Annotated in this window: 16 protein-coding genes and 1 pseudogene; 5 read left to right on the top strand and 12 right to left on the bottom strand. The window is 59.4% G+C overall.

Annotated elements, in window-relative coordinates:
* From RRU01S_RS24620 to RRU01S_RS24610, 3 genes and pseudogenes are all read right to left on the bottom strand, one after another.
* Positions 1–195 (bottom strand): annotated as a pseudogene (locus tag RRU01S_RS24620) (ribonuclease HII); the annotation flags it as partial.
* A 23-nt stretch (positions 196–218) separates the two neighbouring features.
* Positions 219–872, bottom strand: coding sequence for a ribonuclease HII (gene rnhB / locus RRU01S_RS24615; protein ID WP_045232875.1), 654 nt, complete (start codon positions 870–872; stop codon positions 219–221).
* A 301-nt stretch (positions 873–1173) separates the two neighbouring features.
* On the bottom strand, positions 1174–2331 hold the full coding sequence (locus RRU01S_RS24610) for a PA0069 family radical SAM protein (RefSeq protein WP_045232880.1): 1158 nt from the start codon (positions 2329–2331) through the stop codon (positions 1174–1176).
* Positions 2332–2532: 201 nt separating this feature from the next.
* Between RRU01S_RS24610 and RRU01S_RS24605 the strand changes: the two genes are divergently transcribed.
* Positions 2533–3051, top strand: coding sequence for a glycosyltransferase family protein (locus RRU01S_RS24605; RefSeq protein ID WP_045232874.1), 519 nt, complete (start codon positions 2533–2535; stop codon positions 3049–3051).
* Here the strand turns inward: RRU01S_RS24605 and moaB are convergent, their stop codons facing one another.
* The 4 genes from moaB to RRU01S_RS24585 form a co-directional block, all read right to left on the bottom strand.
* Positions 3052–3597 carry a molybdenum cofactor biosynthesis protein B gene (moaB, locus tag RRU01S_RS24600; RefSeq protein WP_045232873.1) on the bottom strand — a complete coding sequence of 182 codons (546 nt, stop codon included), beginning with the start codon at positions 3595–3597 and terminating at the stop codon, positions 3052–3054.
* The gene (locus tag RRU01S_RS24595) at positions 3594–4484 is read right to left on the bottom strand and encodes a 4-(cytidine 5'-diphospho)-2-C-methyl-D-erythritol kinase (RefSeq protein WP_045232872.1); all 891 of its coding nucleotides are present in this window, start codon (positions 4482–4484) and stop codon (positions 3594–3596) included. The genes moaB and RRU01S_RS24595 overlap by 4 nt, the downstream gene beginning before the upstream one ends.
* Before the next feature lie 6 nt (positions 4485–4490).
* The gene (locus RRU01S_RS24590; protein WP_045232879.1) at positions 4491–6326 is read right to left on the bottom strand and encodes a tetratricopeptide repeat protein; all 1836 of its coding nucleotides are present in this window, start codon (positions 6324–6326) and stop codon (positions 4491–4493) included.
* A gap of 269 nt (positions 6327–6595) precedes the next feature.
* A complete protein-coding gene (locus RRU01S_RS24585; RefSeq protein ID WP_045232878.1) occupies positions 6596–7612 on the bottom strand; it encodes a polyprenyl synthetase family protein in 1017 nt (338 codons plus the stop codon).
* A gap of 116 nt (positions 7613–7728) precedes the next feature.
* On the opposite strand from RRU01S_RS24585, the gene RRU01S_RS24580 reads away from it, so the two are divergent.
* Together RRU01S_RS24580 and RRU01S_RS24575 are read left to right on the top strand one after the other, a co-directional pair.
* Positions 7729–7959 (top strand): putative signal transducing protein, encoded by a 231-nt coding sequence (locus RRU01S_RS24580; RefSeq protein ID WP_045232871.1) that lies wholly within the window; start codon positions 7729–7731, stop codon positions 7957–7959.
* Positions 7960–7965: 6 nt separating this feature from the next.
* Positions 7966–8781, top strand: coding sequence for a tRNA1(Val) (adenine(37)-N6)-methyltransferase (locus RRU01S_RS24575; protein WP_045232870.1), 816 nt, complete (start codon positions 7966–7968; stop codon positions 8779–8781).
* 286 nt (positions 8782–9067) lie between these two features.
* Here the strand turns inward: RRU01S_RS24575 and RRU01S_RS24570 are convergent, their stop codons facing one another.
* A complete protein-coding gene (locus tag RRU01S_RS24570; protein WP_045232869.1) occupies positions 9068–9373 on the bottom strand; it encodes a GIY-YIG nuclease family protein in 306 nt (101 codons plus the stop codon).
* A 697-nt stretch (positions 9374–10070) separates the two neighbouring features.
* Between RRU01S_RS24570 and RRU01S_RS24565 the strand changes: the two genes are divergently transcribed.
* Both RRU01S_RS24565 and RRU01S_RS24560 read left to right on the top strand, forming a co-directional pair.
* A complete protein-coding gene (locus tag RRU01S_RS24565) occupies positions 10071–10928 on the top strand; it encodes a S49 family peptidase (protein WP_045232868.1) in 858 nt (285 codons plus the stop codon).
* 14 nt (positions 10929–10942) lie between these two features.
* Positions 10943–11137, top strand: a complete 195-nt coding sequence (locus RRU01S_RS24560) for a membrane protein (RefSeq protein WP_045232867.1) — start codon at positions 10943–10945, stop codon at positions 11135–11137.
* A gap of 20 nt (positions 11138–11157) precedes the next feature.
* On the opposite strand, the gene RRU01S_RS24555 is transcribed toward RRU01S_RS24560, so the two are convergent.
* From RRU01S_RS24555 to RRU01S_RS24540, 4 genes are all read right to left on the bottom strand, one after another.
* Positions 11158–13074, bottom strand: coding sequence for a DUF2207 domain-containing protein (locus tag RRU01S_RS24555; protein WP_045232866.1), 1917 nt, complete (start codon positions 13072–13074; stop codon positions 11158–11160).
* 19 nt (positions 13075–13093) lie between these two features.
* The gene (gene aroA / locus RRU01S_RS24550) at positions 13094–14356 is read right to left on the bottom strand and encodes a 3-phosphoshikimate 1-carboxyvinyltransferase (RefSeq protein WP_045232865.1); all 1263 of its coding nucleotides are present in this window, start codon (positions 14354–14356) and stop codon (positions 13094–13096) included.
* Positions 14357–14398: 42 nt separating this feature from the next.
* Positions 14399–14962: a LemA family protein gene (locus RRU01S_RS24545; RefSeq protein ID WP_045232864.1), complete on the bottom strand. Its 564-nt coding sequence runs from the start codon at positions 14960–14962 to the stop codon at positions 14399–14401.
* A 79-nt stretch (positions 14963–15041) separates the two neighbouring features.
* Positions 15042–15998, bottom strand: a complete 957-nt coding sequence (locus RRU01S_RS24540; protein WP_045232877.1) for a glycine--tRNA ligase subunit alpha — start codon at positions 15996–15998, stop codon at positions 15042–15044.
* Positions 15999–16434 lie beyond the last annotated feature (436 nt).

Genomic DNA, 16434 nt, shown 5'->3' with positions numbered 1-16434 from the left:
GGCCTCGATGGCGCGCAGATGCGTCGGCGTGCCGTAACCCACATGCGCTTCGAACCCATAGGCCGGATGGATCGCTCCGGCCTTTTCCATCATCTCGTCACGCGTGACCCTGGCGATGATGGACTCAGCGGCAATGGAGACCGACCGAGCGCAGCTTTTCCCTGACGAAATTCCGCTGCGGCAGAAGGATTCCATTCAGCAAAGGAACGCTCTCGCGCTTATTCCACCCGCATGGGCCGGAAACTCATGCGGTGAAGCGGGCAGGGGCCATTAGCCTCGATAGCGCGCAGATGCGTCGGCGTGCCGTAACCCACATGCGCTTCGAACCCATAGAGCGGATGGATCGCTCCGGCCTTCTCCATCATCCGGTCACGCGTGACCTTGGCGACGATGGAGGCCGCGGCAATGGAGACCGAGCGCGCGTCGCCTTTGATCACGGCTTTGCCGAGGCAGGGGATGCCGGGTGGAATATCACGTCCATCCGCAAGCACGAGGGCGGGTGCGCTCTGTAGGCCCAGCACCGCACGACGCATGGCATCCAGGCTCGCCCGCAATATGTTCATACGGTCAATAAGAACAGGCCCTGACGAGGCGATGGAAACGATGGATGTTGCAAGAATTTTCTCAAACAGATATTCGCGACGCGCTTTGGACAGCTTTTTTGAATCGTTCAGCCCGTCGGGAATATTGTCGGGATCGAGAATGACGGCAGCGGCAACGACGGGTCCGGCCAGCGGTCCTCGTCCGGCTTCATCCGTACCGGCCACCGGCCACTCGCCGCGCTTTTGGGCCTCGAGCTCCAGACTGAAATCCGGGCCGGTGTCTAGAAGGTCAAAGAGGGCAGGAGAATCGGATGCTGTGCTTCGTTTCATCGGGCGAAACTGGCACAGGCAACCGATCTCCTGCAAGCCCCCGGTCGCAGGGTGTGCAGCAACCCACGGGGCGGAGGGCTGCTGGCTGAGGTCTCATGACCTCCAAGCTCTTCCCATTGGGGCGGAAGAGCAAAACCCATGCGAGGCGGCAGATAACCGGGGGCACAACCCGTAGCGCAGGGCATAGACGCTATGGGTATTCTTGAGCATTGCACCTGAAACAGGGAACGATATCAGGCGAATCCGATTGCGTAGTCAGCGTGTTGTTCCAAAGTCCGTGGATCACAAACTGCGTTAGATTTTAGAGTAGAGACAATTGCACGCCTGCACCTCCCGGTGCGACGAACAGGTCATCCCGAAGGTGGAGGCCACGGCGCACGAGCCCCAGCCTCTTGGTCGTCATCTCGAAGCGACGGCCGATCTGCCAGGCATAGGGACCAGCGCCCTTCATGCGCTTGCCAAATTCGGCGTCATAGTCCTTGCCATCGCGCATGGAGCGAACCAGCGACATGACGTGCTGGTAACGATGCGGATAATTGCGCAACAACCACTCGCGAAACAGTGGACTGACCTCCAGCGGAAGCCGCAGCAGCACATAGGACGCTTCCGTTGCGCCTGCCGCCTTTCCGGCCTCCAGCACTCGTTCGATCTCGTGGTCGTTTAGCGCTGGAATAACCGGCGCCATCATCACGGCAACGGGAATACCGGCCTCTGTCAGTGTCTTGATGGCTTCCAGCCGCTTGGCAGGGGTTGCCGCACGCGGTTCCATGCTGCGGGCCAGCTTGCGATCCAGCGTCGTCACGGAAATACCGACTTTCACCAGACCCTTGGCTGCCATCGGTGCCAGAATGTCGATGTCGCGGGTAATCAGACCCGACTTGGTAACGATGGCAACCGGATGCTCGGCTTTTGCCAGCACTTCGAGGATTTGTCGCATGATGCGCCATTCCCGCTCGATCGGCTGGTAAGGGTCGGTATTGGTGCCGATGGCGATGACGCGGGCCTTGTATCCCGGCTTGCCCAGTTCCCGCTCCAGAAGCTTTGCGGCATCCGGTTTCGCAAACAGCTTGGCCTCGAAATCCAGTCCCGCCGACAGGCCCATATAGCTGTGGCTGGGCCTCGCAAAACAATAGATGCAGCCATGCTCGCATCCGCGATAGGGATTGACGGATCGGTCGAAGGGAATATCCGGTGAATCGTTGCGGCTGATGATCGTGCGCGGCTTTTCCACCTGCACTTCGGTGCGAAACTCCGGCAGTTCCTCGATGATCTGCCAGCCATCATCGACAGGCTCGTGCTGCAAGGTCTCGAAACGGCCACCCGGATTGATGCCCGCACCACGCCCACGACGACGGTCGATCTCGATCCGCAGACCCGATGCATCGGCCAGCGCATTGGCAATATCTGGCGTATGGCCCGGCTGGAATGCAGCCTGCCCCGAAAGCACATGTTGTCTCATCTGGATGCTCCTGACCGGCATGAACCGGCTTGTTGGATGCCCCGATTCTTAAACCAGATATGAGAACATTACAAGAACAAAATGCCGAAACGCGCCATAGCTATTTCTTTTGCATTGCGGTAGGAATTTGATCGGTGAAATCTTGTAGCGTAGCGCGCTTTCTGTTTTATCGCTTCTAGGGGATCATACGCTGATAGACATATGCTGACAGTCATCATGGAATGCCGGGATCAGGAGCCGGAGCTTGCTCACACCCTCGCCACGCTCGTCTCGGGCGCCGTGGAAGGGCTGATCAGTGACGTCATCGTGCTGGATCATGCCTCCAGCGACGGCTCGGGACGTGTGGCCGAAGCCGCCGGATGCCGCTTTCATACGCAATGGGACATCAGGGATATCATTGCGTCGGCGCGCGGCGAGTGGATTTTGATGATGGAGCCGGGCAGTCGCCCGCAAAGTGGCTGGATCGCTGACATCAGCGAATATATGGCGCTGAGCAAACTGCCCGCACGCTTTGCGCCGTCGCGCCACTATCGCCCGTCGTTTCTGTCGCGGTTCGTCAGACGCAGGCCACCGCTGGAATATGGCCTGTTGCTGCGCAAGCAGGAAGCTTTGTCGATTGCCAAGTCCGGCATGCCGCTCGACCATTTCCCGAAATCGCAGAAGACCCGCCGCTTGAGCGCCGAGCTTATTCCTTCATGGGTGCTGCGCGCAGCGCGATAGTTACCCTTGCGCCTTGCCGCGCTTCAAATGCTCGTCCAAACGCGGCATGATTTCCACGAAATTGCAGGGCATATGGCGGTAATCCAGCTGTGCCTTCAAAATGCCGTCCCACGCATCCTTGCAGGCGCCGGGAGAGCCGGGCAGCACAAAGATGAAGGTGGAATTGGCCAGTCCTGCGGTGGCGCGCGACTGGATGGTGGATGTGTTGATCTTGTCATAGGAAATGCGGTGAAACACGGCCGAAAAGCCATCCATGCGTTTCTCGAACAGCGGTTCCAGAGCCTCCGGCGTCACGTCACGCCCGGTAAAGCCCGTGCCGCCTGTGGTGATGACGACGTCGATGTCTTCCGACAACGTCCACGCCTCGACCGTCTCACGAATAGCCGCCTTGTCGTCTTTGACAATGCCCCGATCCACCAGCCGGTGACCCGCCTCCGTGATGCGCGTAACCAGCGTGTCCCCGGATTTGTCGTCCGCCGGTGTGCGGGTGTCGGAGACGGTCAACACCGCGATGCCGACGGGAATAAAGGCTCTTTCGCCACTCATGATGCAGGTTCCGATACGGTTCTCGTGGCCTGAACATACCAGCCGGGCCGCTGTTGACGAAGAAAAACTGCGGCAGATTGTGCGTCTTCTGCCGTGGCATAAAGTCCGAAACAGGTGGCGCCGGAGCCGGACATGCGCACCAGCGCCGCTCCGGTCTGCGCCAGCAGCGTGGAGGCTTCGCCAATTTCGGCAAGACGGGTCCGGGCAGGCGGCTCCAGATCGTTGCGGCTTTGCGCGATGAAACTCAGCCAGTCCTCGCTGCCATGCTGCATAAAGGGTGGATTGTTCTTGTTGGCCAGATGCCTGAACACCTCGGGCGTCGAAACACCCTTCAAGGGATTGACGAGAACGAGGTGCAGGGTCGGCATATCCTCGATGATCTCGATGTCTTCGCCAATGCCGCGCGCAATCAGCGGCTTGCTGGCAAGGCACATCGGCACATCTGCGCCGAGTTGGAGGCCGATCTCCACGAGAGCGGAAGGGCCGGGCGCAACACCCCAATGGGTCATCAAAGCGCGCAGGGTCGCAGCTGCATCGGCAGAGCCGCCACCGATACCGGAGGCGACGGGCAGGTTTTTATGCAGGTGGATGAAGACGGGCGTGGCGCTGACGCCTGCCAAGGCTCTCAACAGATCCCGTGCCTTCAGCACGAGATTGCTGGCCGGATCAGCCTCCTTCAGCACATCGGCGAAGGGGCCGGAAATCGCGAAGCCATCGTTTTCGGCATCGCTGATCTCGATCAGGTCACCCGCCTGCGTGAAAACCACAAGCGATTCAAGCAGATGATAGCCATCGGCCCGCTGGCCCGTCACATGCAGGGCCAGATTGATCTTGGCGGGAGCGGCCTCGGTCGTCGCGACCGCTCCAATAGGCTCGCGCAAGAGCATATTGCCTTAAGACTTCTTGTCCGGGGCAGGGGCGGGCGCAACCGGTTGCGGCGGTGCCTGTTCCTTCTTGGCGGTGTTTTCCGCGTCCTTTTCCAGAGGCGGCAGGCCGTTGGCGATCTTTTCCTTCACCTTGGCCTTGTCGACATCGTCGCTATCGCCGATCAGCGCCCGGTTCCACTGGTAGACGGCCTCGATCTTGCGACCGACGCGCCAGTAGGCATCGCCCAGATGGTCGTTGATCGTCGGGTCACCGGCGCGAAGCTCGATGGCGCGTTCCAGCTCGGTTACCGACTCATCGAAAGCACCGAGACGGAAATGCGCCCAGCCGAGAGAATCGACGATGTAGCCGTCATTCGGGCGAAGCTCGACCGCGCGGCGGATCATGTCCATCGCCTGATCGAGATTGAGGTTCTTGTCCACCCAGGAATAGCCGAGATAGTTCAATACCTGCGGCTGTTCCGGGTTGAGTTCCAGTGCCCGCTTGAAGTCGGGTTCGGCCTTGTCCCACTGCTTCAGGCGCTCATAGGCAATGGCGCGCTGGAAGAATATGGTCCAGTCGGTTTTCTTCGGCACGGCGCCGATGACCTCGACAGCCTTGTCGTAATTGGCCGCCATCGCCGCATAATCCTTGGCGTCGGACAGAACCGAACCATAGGCAAGATAGGAGCGGATATCGGATGGGTCTGAGTCCAGCAGGGATTTCAAGTGCTTGCGCGCCTCGTCCACCTTGTCCGTCTGCGCCAGCGTCAGGCCCAGCTGCAACTCGGAAATGCGGTGCATCGGCGAATCGGCCGGCACTTCGCGGTAAAACGCGATGGCGCGGTCCGGCTGCTTCTGCGCCTCGGCAAGCCCACCCAGAAGGATCAGCGTATCAGCGCTTTTCGGGTCGAGCGCACGCGATGTCTGGAGGTACAGCGTGACGATTTCTTCCGCACCCTCGCGGTTCAGCGCACCGGCGATGGAGAACATCACAGCGGCAGCACCTTCAACCGGCGTTTCCACCTGTTGCTCTGGCTTTTCACCCTTTTCGATGCTCTGGCGCAATGCCTTCAGCGGTGCATAGTTCGGCGCGAACGTATCGCCAACGGAGATCGTGTCCAGCGCCTTCTGTTTGTTGCCAGCCTTGGCTTCCAGCCGCGCCAGCGCCATCACCGCACGCATGTAGGTATCGGTTGCGGTTGCTCCACCTTCACGGTCGGCCACGGCGTCGTTCAGGTTCTTGCGGGCCGCTTCCGTGTTGCCCGTCACCAGCGCAATCGCGCCTGCATGATATTTCTGGAAAATGGAAATCCAGCCCGGACCCTTCATGCCGTTGACCAGTGCCAGGGCTTCCTTGCCCTTGCCGGCACCGGCACGCGCCCAGGCGGTCAGCAGCGTGTTGACCATGCGGTCCAGATCGTTGGGGCCGGTATATTTCAGGATTTTTTCCGCGCTGGAAAATTCCTTGTGCTTGATCGCGGCCAAGGCGCGGATGATGGTCGTCACGCGCTCGACGGACGAATCGTCCTTCAGACTGTCGGCAATTTTCGCACCGGCTTCGAAATCACCGCTCAGCAACTGAGCGATCATCAGGCGCTGGCGGATTTCAACATTTGCCGTGTCGAAGTCCAGGGCCTTTTGGTACAGCGTGATGGCGGTGGCGTAATCCTGATCCACATCCGCTGTGCGGGCCGCCAGAAACGCGCCGGAGAAGGTGTTGACCTTTGCGGGATCGAACGTAACGGTCTCGGCCGCCTTGTCTGCGGGCGTCGTCTCGGCAAAAGCGGTGGAGCCCGCACCGAGAGAAAGGGCGGCAATGAACGCCGCGCCGCAGAGAAGACGAAATGCTGGTTTGCGCCGCATGAAGGAACCTTTGCTTTTGTGCATATGCACCGAAAAATCAGTTTCCTGCCTTACAGTTCGGGGCAAAGTCGTTGCACCGGAACGCTGTAACGCTTGAATTGGACTGTTGTGCCTGAACCGGAATCAGTTCACGCAATCACACACCACGTCACGATAGAATGGCTTTTTTGGAGCAAGCCTGCAACAAATTCTGCCCGCGATTATGGATTCGTGAATTGTTGGCATCGCGGAACGATGGTGGCTATGGTCCGCGATGCCTGGAAGGCTTTTTAGTTCACACGCTCGATGCAGAAATCGATGACTTCCATCAGGGCGTTCTTCCACGGGCTTTTCGGCAGCGGCGCCAGTGCATCGCGCGCAATGGTGCCATAGTGGTTGGCGCGGGTAATGGTGTCGGCCAGACCGTTGTATTTCTTGATAAGGCCCAGCGCTGTTTCCAGATTTGCATCCGTGCTTTCGCCCTGCTCGATGGCGCGTTTCCAGAATTCGCGCTCTTCCACCGTGCCACGACGATAGGACAGAATGACCGGCAGCGTGATCTTACCTTCACGGAAATCATCACCGGTGTTCTTGCCGAGATCCGCGGATTTGCCGCCGTAATCCAGCACGTCGTCCACCAGCTGGAAGGCAAGACCGAGGTTCATACCATAGGATTTCAGCGCACTGCGCGTGGCCTTGTCGGTCTTGGCAACGATCGGGCCAACCTCGGCGGCAGCGGCAAAAAGAGCAGCGGTCTTGGCGCGAATGACTTGGAGATAATCGTCCTCGGTCGTTTCCATGTTCTTGGCAACGGAAAGCTGAAGAACCTCGCCCTCGGCAATCACGGAAGCGGCGGTGGACAGCACATCCAGCGCATCCAGCGAACCGACATCCACCATCATGCGGAAGGCCTGGCCCAGCAGGAAGTCGCCGACAAGAACGCTCGCCTGGTTGCCCCAGATGGTGCGTGCCGTGGATTTGCCACGGCGCAGATCGCTCTCATCCACCACGTCGTCATGCAACAGCGTGGCCGTGTGCATGAATTCCACACTCGTCGCCAGCTTGATGTGGTGGTCGCCCTTGTAATCGAACATGGCAGCGGATGCGAGCGTCAGCATCGGGCGCAGGCGCTTTCCACCTGATGATATCAGGTGGTTGGCCACTTCGGGTATCATCTGGACATCGGAACCGGCTTTGGAAAGAATAAGCTGGTTAACCCTTTCCATGTCCGGACGGGTCAGGTCGACAAGCGGCGTGACGGATGCGAGTTTGTTTTTGCTTTCTTCAAGCGGTATGACGACGCCCAACGGACCGGACTCCTGTTCGATATTGGGGCCGACAATAGAAAGCGGCGGTGAAAGCGGCAAGGGGCGAATTGCCTCATGCCGTTCAAAAAGATGGGATTTAGGGTGGAAACTGACCTATGCGTGAACTGATCCGTACTAACGACGCCGTTCTTCTGTCCTTCGCACAGAGCCTGATGAAGGACGCAGGCATCCACAGCCTCATCGCCGATCAGGGCATGAGCATTCTGGAAGGATCGCTCGGGCTGCTGCCACGCCGTTTTCTGGTGGAAGAGGACCGGAGCGTTGAAGCGCGTCGTATTCTGACCGATGCCGGGTTGGCCGACGAGCTGCGCGAAGACAAGGCCTGAAACGCCATGGCGGCACCCGTTTCCGAAACAGTCGATGCGTTTCATCGCGGCCGCTTCGAGATCGTGCAACCCAAGGGCAGGGGCCACAGGGCAGGCATGGATGCCATGCTCCTGGCCTCTCTGGTGGTTGATGATACCGCGTGTCGCGTGGCCGATCTGGGCGCCGGGGCCGGGGCCGCCGGCATGGCGGTGGCATCGCGTCTGGAAAAGGCAGAGGTCACGCTGTTCGAGTTTTCGCCGGAGATGGTGGATTTTGCCCAGCGCAGTCTGCAACTCCCGGCTAACGTCGCCTTTGCGCAGCGCGTCCGCGTCAACCAAGCGGATGTCACCCTGCGCGCCGACGCCCGCAGGAACGCAGGACTGCTCGACAACCATTTCCACCATGTCATCATGAACCCTCCCTACAACGACGCAGGCGACCGCAAAACTCCGGATGCGCTCAAAGCCACCGCCCACGCCATGACGAACGATCTCTTCGAACACTGGCTCAGAACCGCCGCCGCCATCCTGATCCCCGGCGGCCAACTCTCCCTCATCGCCCGCCCCCAATCCATCTCCGACATCATCACCGCCTGCGGCCGCCGCTTCGGCGGCCTCGAAATCACCCTCGTCCACCCGCGCGCAGGCGAAGACGCGGTACGCATGCTGGTGACCGCCATCAAAGGCTCCCGCGCAAGGCTCACATTCCACGCGCCGCTGACGATGCATGAGGATGGAAGTCATGCTTTTTTGTCGGTGGTGGATGATTTGAGCAATGGGCGGGTTGGGTATGGGCGGAATGATGCAAATACGCCGGGCAGAAGGCAGCAACCCTCATCCTGAGGCACGTTTGCTATCCTGTTGAAGTTTTACGCACCCTCGCTGCGGGAGTTTTATTCGCAATTGTTTGCCGAGAGCTAAGGGGCGCGACGGTAGCAGCCCTCATCCTGAGGTGCCCCGCAGGGGCCTCTAAGGACGAGGGTTGCGGGCGGCGGGAATGCCGACACCAGAAATACATTTTTGCCCTCGCTGCCCAGCAGTCTCCTGATGCCGCGACGTCTCTCCGCCCTCATGGTGAGGTGCGTAGCCCAAAGGGCGGAGCCTCGAACCATCGGGGGCGGCCACTGGTTCAAACTGGCTCCTTAGCCACCGCAGGCCCACGGCGCGAAAGCTCCGGCAGCGTCTCATACGCCATCGCAATCAACGCTTCCTTCTTTCGCCGCGACCAGCCCTTGATCTGGCGCTCCCGTTCGATGGCATCGACAATGCGGTCGTAGGTCTCAGTAAACACCAGCTCCACCGGGCGTCGTTTGGAGGTATATCCATCATAGATACCGGCGTTGTGTTCCCATACGCGGGCCTCACCGGACTGCTTCGTCAGTCCGGTGTAATACGATCCATCGCAGCAACGAACGATATAAACTGTTACTTCCATGGCGGAGATTTTGCCGAGTCATTACAGTCAATTCAATACTGAAAACTGCGGGTATTCCGCCCTTTGGAGCAAAACAGCCCGCAGCCCCCGCCCTTCGAGGCCCCTACGGGGCACCTCAGGGTGAGGGCTGCTACCGCTGCGGACGACTACTCCATAAAACTCATGTAATCCGCATCAACCCGAAGCCGAGCCAGAGACTCTATGCAGCAACCCTCTATCCTACTGAATTTGCCGGGAAGAGGCACCTCCTGGCGCTGGGCTCCGACGGTAGCAACCCTCATCCTGAGGCGCGGAGGCGAAGCCGGAGCCTCGAAGGACGAGGGTTGCGGGCAGTGGTATAAGGGCGGATAGCCGTCGCGGCATCAGTCGGCTTCCACCCGCAGCCCCCGCCCTTCGAGGCCCCTGCGGGGCACCTCAGGGTGAGGGCTGCTACCGCTGCGGAACCATAACGCGATCACCACCAACAGAAAGCTATGCACGAGACGTGATATAGAGCCAAGCCAAGGGCTCGACGCAGCAACCCTCATCCTGAGGCGCGGAGGCGAAGCCGGAGCCTCGAAGGACGAGGGTTGCGGGCAAATCGCATGATGTCGTTCAAGCACCCACCCACCCCTCACCAAATTATCACCACCCCCGCCATTGTCTTTGCCCCCGCCATACCCACATCGGTTCCAATAGGAATGACGATGAGGATAAAATGGCCGGAATTTTGAAGCGACTGGTGCCCAAGCGGTTTCGTAAGACGGAGCTGATCATTCCCGTGGTGCGCATGCATGGCGCGATCATGGCAGGCGGCAGTCAGTTTCGTCCGGCGCTCAATCTGGCCTCCTACGCCCCACTGCTGGACAAGGCGTTTGGCATGAAGGAGGCGCCCGTCGTTGCCATTACGCTCAATTCTCCCGGCGGTTCGCCCGTCCAGTCGCGGATGATCTATAACCGCATCCGGCAACTCGCCGAAGAGAAAAACAAGAAGGTTTTGATCTTCGTGGAAGATGTGGCGGCATCCGGCGGTTACATGATTGCGCTGGCGGGTGATGAGATCATCGCCGACCCCACCTCCATCGTCGGCTCCATCGGTGTCGTCTCGGGCGGCTTCGGTTTTCCTGAAATGCTGAAGAAGATCGGCGTCGAACGGCGCGTCTATACGGCAGGCCAGAACAAGGCGATCCTCGATCCCTTCCAGCCGGAAAAGGAAGGCGATATCGAATATCTGAAATCGCTCCAGCTGGAAATCCACAATGTTTTCATCGACATGGTCAAGCTGCGTCGCGGCTCGAAGCTGAAGGACGATCCGGCGATTTTTTCCGGCCTGTTCTGGACCGGCATGCGCGGCCTCGATCTCGGCCTTATCGATGGCTTGGGCGATATGCGTGATGTGCTGCGCCGTCGCTACGGCGACAAGGTTAAGCTGCAACTGGTCAGCGGCGCACGCAATTTCTTCGGTAAGAAACTGCCGGGCGTCGATCTTCACGCCCAGTCGATTGCCGCATCCGCCGCCTCGGGGCTTGCGGAAGTGGCGGAAGAAAAGGCATTGTGGGCCCGTTACGGTTTTTGATGGACAAACGATAAATGGCCCAATTGATAACGCTCGCCCTGCTCATGTTCGGGGCGATCATTCTTTACAAACGCTTCGTCGGCGATGCGAAAAAACTGTCCGAGAAAACCAAACGGCAGGAAAAAGAACGGGAAACCGGTGCTACAGGCACGCTGATCAAAGATCCAACGACGGGTGAATATCGCGTGAAGCGGGAAGACGAGGTCTGATTAGACCCCAAGTGGCTGGCTTACCAGCCACCGCCTCCACCACCACCACCGCCAGACCCCGACGAACCACCGCTACCGGAAAAGCTCGATGAAGACGAGCTGACCGGTGCCGGTATGGTCGAGGCGATGGTTGACGCCATGGAAGAGGAAAAGCCGCCGATGCGGGTTCCGAAATTGCTGTAATTACCGCTGTACCATCCCGGCGAATACTCTCCCGCCTTTGCTTCTGCCAGCCACGTCTCGAAAGCCTCGCTCCAGGGTTTCTCCACGCCCAGAGCAACGGCATAGGGAAGCAATGTCTCGAAATGCTGCGGCGACATCTGCGGCGCGCCCTGCATGTTCATGCGGTCCTGTTCGGCCACGGTCAGATAAAGCCGCAGCCCCTCGATGCCGTCCATTAGCTTGCGCCCAAGCGGCGTCGGTGCGCCCATCAGCATCACGAACACGATGTTTGTGGTGATGATACCGGCGACGGACATCATGGCAGGCAATTGCAGCGCTTCGAGCTTTTCCAGCGAAACGACGGTCATCGCACCGCCAATACCGGAGATCAGCATGGACGCCACCAGCGCCAGAACGACGATCATCCCGATGCGCTTGAGCAGAGAGCCACCACGCGTCAACGATTTTCCGAAGGCAAGTGCAAAAATCGTCCCGACGAAGGATAGGATGCCGATGAAAAAGGTCGCAAAAAGGGCCTCCGGTTCGAAATTACCAAAGAACAAAACTGCGCAAACGATGAAGAAGGATAGGAAAAAGCCTGAGACCACAAAACCAATATTCTCGTGATAGTATTTGCCACTATGTTCCGTTTCGATTGCCTTTTGAAAAGCATTGCCGAGCGATACGACCCTTGATCCGTTTTTCTTGTTGATCTCGAATGACATGCCCGGTTCATCGATCGTATTGATGATCTTTGCCTCACCCGCCTGTAGCTTTCCCTTGATTGGCTTGTCGGTGCGGCGAATGATGAGGGAATTCTTCAAATCCTCCAGCACCACATAGCCTTTGACGGCAAGGTTGAGCGATGCGGCGGAAAACGCCGTCCAGCCATTCTCGGAAAATCCGTGATTATCGACGTAGTTGACGAGCGCAGGCGACAACCCCTCCGGCGCATCCCAGCGCGGCACGATAATGCCTTTGGCGGGGTCGCGGCCAACAGCCGACCAGGCCCGGTAATAATAAAACAGGATGAGAATGAAGCCTGAAACACCCAGCACCGAGCCCAAATGGTCCTGCAACCACCAGCTCCGCGCCTGCGCAGCCGTCGGCGCGTCGATCACACCCTTGGGCAACTTCACCGCAATCGTCATGCCTTCGCCCTGATAGAAGGGGCGGGTGGAGGCAAAGAACACCTCGTTGCCCTCGGTCATGACGCGGGCGTCCTTGCCCTTCGAGCCGAGAGGTCCGGTGAAGGCAGCGGTGTCGGTCGGCCTCACGTTTTCAGGCAGGGAGACGGTGGCCGAGATGTCGCGCATCGAAAACTGCCAGCCATTGCCGGTCACGTTCCAGGTCAGCTCGTCGTAACCATCGAAATAGCGGATTTGCCGGTCGGTGGTGTAGGTGATCTGGAAAACATGATCGCCGATCGGCAGAAACCGGTCGGCATTGCCGGTATAGATGCGAATGCCGCCATCGATGCTTTCGGTGCGCCAATCTTCCGGAGCGCCATCCCGCTCCACGGAGAGAACCTTGAAGCCGACCTTGGTGCGGCTGCCGTTCTCGTCCAGCGCATAGAGCGGAAAGTCGCGGAAAATACCGCGCTTGATCCGGTTGCCCTCGGCGCGCGCCGTAATTGTCTCCGTCACCGTCAGCTCACCGCTTTTGGCGACATCCACCACGGAATGGTAGGAGCTGATGAACTCCTCAGCTGCCGCAGGCAGGGCCGCAAGCATGAAGACGAAAAGTGCCAGACATCTCGCAGCAATAGTCTTCACGGGCGGCCCTTTCTGAGCGTCAGTCCTGTCCGGTTTCGCTGTAATCCACACCCAGCGAACCAAGCGCCTTCCAGTAACCCGGGTAGGTCTTGCCCACGCAAGCCGGGTTCTGAATGGCGATGCCGCCGGTCTTCAGGCCCGCCAGCGCAAAGCTCATGGCAATGCGGTGATCGTGAAACGTATCGATGGAGGCAGACACCGTCTGTCCGGCAAGCTCAGGATCGGCATGCACGATCAGATCGTCGCCATCCTCTTCCCCCAAACCTTCGCGGATGCCGTTGAGACCAAGCGACAGCGCCCGGATGCGGTCGCATTCCTTCACCCGCAGATTGGCGATGCCCACGAAGCGCACCGGCGTCGTGTTGTAAGCCGCCAGAACCGCAATCGTCGGAATCGCATCCTGCATCTGGCTGCCATCGATTTCCGCAGGCAGATTGGGAAATTGCGCCATCACGGCATAGGCCTTGGCATCCGGCTGGGTAAACGCATCCGCAGGCGTACCAATATCGATTGTGCCGCCCGTCAGCAATTCCGCACCCCAGAGATAGGTGGCGGCGGACGCATCCGGCTCGATGTGGAAGTCGGTGGCCTTGTAGCCGGTCGGATGAACGCGCCAGATGGCGTTGCTCACCCGCTCCACCGTTGCGCCGAAGGCTTCCATGGCGGACACGGTCAGGTCGATATAGCCCTTCGCACCGATGTCCTCACCCGCCAGAACAATATCCAGCGGCTTTGCCCCGCAAGGCGCGGCCATCAACAGCGCGGACACATACTGGCTGGAAAGATTGGCGTCGATGGTGGCGCTATCCCTCACAAAACCCTGCCCATTGCCCTTCACCGTCACCGGCGGGCAACCGGCTGCCGCTTCCGCTTCGATGCCCAGCGAATTCAGCGCCTCCACCAGCGGCTGGATCGGCCGCTTGCGCATATGCTCGTCACCATCGACAACCACAGTACCATCCACGGCAGCCACCGCCGCCGTCAAAAACCGTGTCGCCGTTCCCGCATTGCCGAGGAACAGCGGCTTGGTCGGTGCCGTCAATACGCCGCTGCTTTCCACCACGAAGCTCGTCGCATCCGGCTCCGTCACATCAACGCCCATGGCGCGCAGGGCTTCGGCCATATAGAGCGTATCGTCACTTTTCAGCGCGCCGGTCAGCACACTGCGCCCCGTGGCGAGACCCGCCAGCAGCAGCACGCGGTTGGTGATGGATTTGGAACCGGGCGGCTCCACCTTGCCGGAAAGCGGATGGTTGGGCGGGGTAATGGTCAGTTCGATCATGGCTTTATCGTTTCTCAACCAGCCGGGGGCCGGTTCTTTTGCTCAGAATTTTACAGTTGGAACAGCGCGGTCCGCCTCATTGGTGATCTCGAAAAACGGTGCTTTTGCAAAGCCGAAATTGCGCGCCACAAGGTTGGACGGGAAGCTCTCCACCTTCACATTCAGGTCGCGTGCCGAACCATTATAATAGCGGCGTGACATCTGGATTTCACCCTCTATGGTCTCGAGCGATTTCTGCAATTCCAGAAAACCCTGATTGGCCTTGAGATCAGGATAAGCTTCCGCCAGCGCAAACAGCTTGCCCAGCGCCTGGCTTAGCAACCCCTCCGCCTGCGCACGCCCCTCGACATCGCCAGCAGGCACGGCCTGAGCGCGGTTACGCATCGCCACCACCTCCTCAAAGGTGCTTTTCTCGTGCGCCGCATAGCCTTTCACGGTTTCGATCAGGTTGGGAATGAGGTCGGCACGGCGCTTCAACTGTACGTCGATGCCGGACCAAGCCTCTTCCTTCATCTGCCGCGCGGTCACGAGAGCGTTGTATACGGCGATGACGTAGAATGCGGTGACAACGACGACGACCCCAATTGCGGCAAGAGCGATATACATGTCCCAGTCCCCCTCATGAAACCTTATGGTCTGGCCGAACGATTCCGGCCCGCCATGTCATCGCCTGTCAAACAACGCGTCAGGCCGCGTCTTTATTCCAGTTCGCACCACCGGCATCCGTCATCAAAAACGCCTCGCCACAGGCCTTGGACAGCGTGCGAACCCGCAGGATATAGCTCTGTCGCTCGGTCACGGAAATCACGCCGCGCGCATCCAGCAGGTTGAAAACGTGAGAGGCCTTGATGCAATGGTCATAGGCCGGAAACACGCATTTGTGCAGCATCTGGTTGGCGTTGTCGCCGGGCGCACCGGCATCCAGCAGCGCCTTGCACTCTTTCTCGGCGTCGATGAAATGGCGGTGCAGCATGGCGGTGTCGGCATATTCGAAGTTGTGACGCGAATATTCCTGCTCGGCCTGCAGGAAAACATCGCCATAGGAAATCTTTTCCTCGCCTTCACGACCGTTGAAGTTCAGGTCGTAGACATTGTCCACGCCCTGCACATACATGGCCAGTCGCTCCAGACCATAGGTCAGCTCACCGGCAACCGGCGAGCACTCGATGCCGCAAACCTGCTGGAAATAGGTAAACTGCGACACTTCCATGCCGTCGCACCAGCACTCCCAACCCAGACCCCAGGCACCCAGCGTCGGGCTTTCCCAATCGTCTTCCACAAAGCGGACGTCATGCAGCAGAGGATCAAGCCCGATGGCCTTCAGCGAGCCGAGATACAGCTCCTGCAAATTGGAAGGGTTGGGTTTGAGAATGACCTGATACTGGTAATAATGCTGCAACCGATTGGGGTTTTCACCATAGCGACCGTCGGAAGGGCGGCGCGATGGCTGCACATAGGCAGCCTTCCAAGGCTTCGGCCCTAGCGCCCGTAGCGTCGTTGCCGGGTGAAACGTACCCGCGCCCACTTCCATGTCATAAGGCTGCAACACCGCACAGCCCTTGTCGGCCCAGTAATTGTGCAGCGTCAGGATCAGCGCCTGAAAGGAACGCTTTGGGTTCATATGGTCTGGAACGTCGGTCATTGCAGTCATCACGGCCATCGATTGTTGTCGGTAAGTGCTTGACGCACTTCGGATGCGGACAGGTGCCACGGGGAAGGGTTGCGGGTCAAGAACTTCTGTATGGGGCAAGGTGCCTTGCGGCGGATGCTTCGAGGCTGCGGCTTCGCCTCCGCACCTCAGCATGAGGGCGGTGGGCGTGGCAGCCCGACTCCGTCGTTAAGTGGAGAGTGTCGCACAACGCAGCAACCCACCATCCCTGTCGAAGGAGAGGTGCCCCGCAGGTCGCAACGTCAGCATCCCTCATCCTGAGGTGCCCCGCAGGGCGAGGGTTGCGGGCTTGGGGCAGAGTATGCCGCTCACCCCCCTCTGCCTGCCGGCATCTCCCCCTCAGGTGGGGAGATCGGCAAGCCTCATGCTCCCCACTCTATCCGCAGCATTCGAGATGGCCGAGACCTCT

The sequence above is a fragment of the Agrobacterium rubi TR3 = NBRC 13261 genome, assembly GCF_000739935.1.
Taxonomy (GTDB): Bacteria; Pseudomonadota; Alphaproteobacteria; order Rhizobiales; family Rhizobiaceae; genus Agrobacterium; species Agrobacterium rubi.
Note: the sequence above shows the minus strand (reverse complement) of the source record. Positions and strands in the feature narration are given on the sequence as shown.